The sequence below is a fragment of the Microbacterium umsixpiens genome, assembly GCF_053543675.1.
Map to the genome: position 1 here is coordinate 17,164 of NZ_JBLVOH010000117.1, position 2,373 is coordinate 19,536.

Sequence of the window (2,373 nt, forward strand, 5' to 3'; positions counted from 1 at the left end):
GCGGGGGGTCTTGGACGTGGTTTCCGAAATCGACGGTGTCAAGCGAGCGCTCGTGGACACGGTCGTCCTCCCTGATCGATGTGCGTCGGTCGCATGCGCTGCTCTCGTTCAAGTGTGAGCCTGTCGAAGTCAGGCACGCCCGATCGCTGTCCATCCTATTCCTGTCAGAAGACTGGGAGCGACGAAGGGGAGCCTAAGTATCTCGATGTCGAGAGGTCTCCTCGGGCTACCCTGGCAGGGTGAGCGCACCCATCAAGGATTTCTACGCAGTGATTCCCGCCGGCGGCATCGGCAGCCGGCTCTGGCCGCTCTCCCGTGCGGACGCGCCCAAGTTCCTGCACGACCTGACAGGTTCTGGTCACTCGCTGCTCCGCGACACCTGGGATCGCCTGGAACCGCTCAGCGGATCCGACCGGATCGCCGTGGTCACCGGACGCGCCCACCGCGCCGCGGTCGAGGCCGAGCTGCCGGGCATCGCCGACCTCAACGTCTTCCTCGAGTCGGAGCCGCGGGAGTCGGCCGCCGCGATCGGCCTCGCCGCAGCCATCCTGCACCGACGCGAGCCCGACGTGATCATCGGCTCATTCAGCGCGGACCATGTGATCCGCAGCACGCGCGTGTTCGAGTTCGCGGTGCGCGACGCCGTCGAGGTCGCCCGCGAGGGGTACATCTGCACGATCGGCATCTCACCCACCGAGCCGGCGATCGGCTTCGGCTACATCAAGAAGGGCCCGGAGCTCGTGGTCGACGGCGCGCGCGAGGCCGCGCTCGTGGAGAGCTTCGTCGAGAAGCCCGACCTGGAGACGGCGAAGGAGTACCTCGCCGATCGCGACTACCTGTGGAACGCCGGCATGTTCATCGCGAAGGCGAGCGTGCTGTTGGACGAGCTCGCCGCGAACGAGCCCGAGCTGCACGCCGGGCTCCTCGAACTCGCCGAGGCCTGGGACGACCGGGAGCTGCGCGGACCTGCGGTCGACCGCATCTGGCCGCGCCTGAAGAAGATCGCCATCGACTACGCGGTCGCGGAGCCCGCCGCCCGCCGCGGACGGCTCGCGGTGGTCCCCGGCCATTTCGACTGGGATGACGTGGGTGACTTCGCCTCGCTGACCAAGCTCATCAACAACGGACGTAAGAACGACCTCGCCGTCCTCGGGCCGAATGCCCGGGTGCTGACCGACGGCGCGAGCGGGATCCTCGTCAGTCAGACGTCTCGGGTGATCAGTCTGGTGGGCGTCCAGGACATCGTCGTCGTGGACACCCCCGACGCGCTCCTGGTCACCACGGTCGAGCACGCGCAGCGCGTGAAGGGCGTCGTCGAGTCCCTCAAGCTCACCGGCCGCGGAGACGTGCTCTGAACCCTGCGCCGATGAGCAGGCGTTCACGCTCATCGGGTGGCTTGATTTCAGCTTTGTAACCTTTGGCCAGCGCATCCGCCGCGTACGTGCGCAAAAGGCGAAACAGTAGGTAACTTTGATCGATCCGCGATGGCCGCGGTTTCGTTGAGGGAGGCATCAGTTGACCATCTCCACCACCAAGAAGCTGCTCGGCGCGACGGTCGCCGCGGGCGTCATCTTCGCGCTCGCCGGCTGCGGTCAGGCACCGACCGACAAGCCCGCGGGCTCCGAGAAGCCGGTCGACTCCGACTTCCTTCCCTGCCTCATCTCCGACGCGGGCGGCTGGAACGACAAGTCGTTCAACCAGTCGGCCAAGGAGGGCATGGACAGCGCGGCTGACGAGCTCGGCATCAAGCCCCTCGAGTTCGAGTCGGCGAACGACAACGACTACGCGCCGAACCTCGAGACCGCGGTCTCCGAAGGCTGCTCGCTCATCGTCGCGGTCGGCTTCAAGCTCTCCGCAGCCACGGTCGAGTCCGCGCTCGCGAACCCCGAGATCGACTACGCGATCATCGACGACTACGCCGACAACGACTTCGACGGCACCACCGATGCCCCGAACATCAAGCCCCTCGTCTTCGACACCGCGCAGGCGGCCTACCTCGGCGGCTACGCCGCGGCAGCCTGGTCCGCGCAGAGCGGCGTGAACAAGGTCGGCACCTTCGGCGGCATGCAGATCCCGTCGGTCGCCGTGTTCATGGACGGCTACCAGCTCGGAGTCGACAAGTACAACGAGGACAAGTCGGCTGCGGTCGAGGTCTTCGGGTGGGACGCCGCGACGCAGAAGGGCTCGTTCACGGGCGGCTTCGACGCGAACGACACCGCCAAGCAGACCGCACAGGGCGTGCTCGACCAGGGCGTCGACGTGATCCTCCCGGTCGGCGGTCCCGTCTACCAGAGCGCTGCTGCGGCGATCACCGACAGCGGCAAGGACACGCTGATGCTCGGCGTCGACAGCGACCTGGCCGTGGCCGACCCG

At 67.2% G+C, this 2,373-nt stretch carries 2 protein-coding genes; both read left to right on the plus strand.

Going from position 1 to position 2,373, the window contains the following annotated elements; genetic code table 11:
• Positions 1-239: 239 nt before the first annotated feature.
• Entirely contained in the window at positions 240-1,355 is a 1,116-nt protein-coding gene (locus ACNPM4_RS11870; RefSeq protein WP_029262556.1) for a mannose-1-phosphate guanylyltransferase, read from the plus strand.
• A 160-nt stretch (positions 1,356-1,515) separates the two neighbouring features.
• A partial coding sequence (locus ACNPM4_RS11875; RefSeq protein ID WP_448985829.1) for a BMP family lipoprotein occupies positions 1,516-2,373 on the plus strand: 858 nt, incomplete at its 3' end.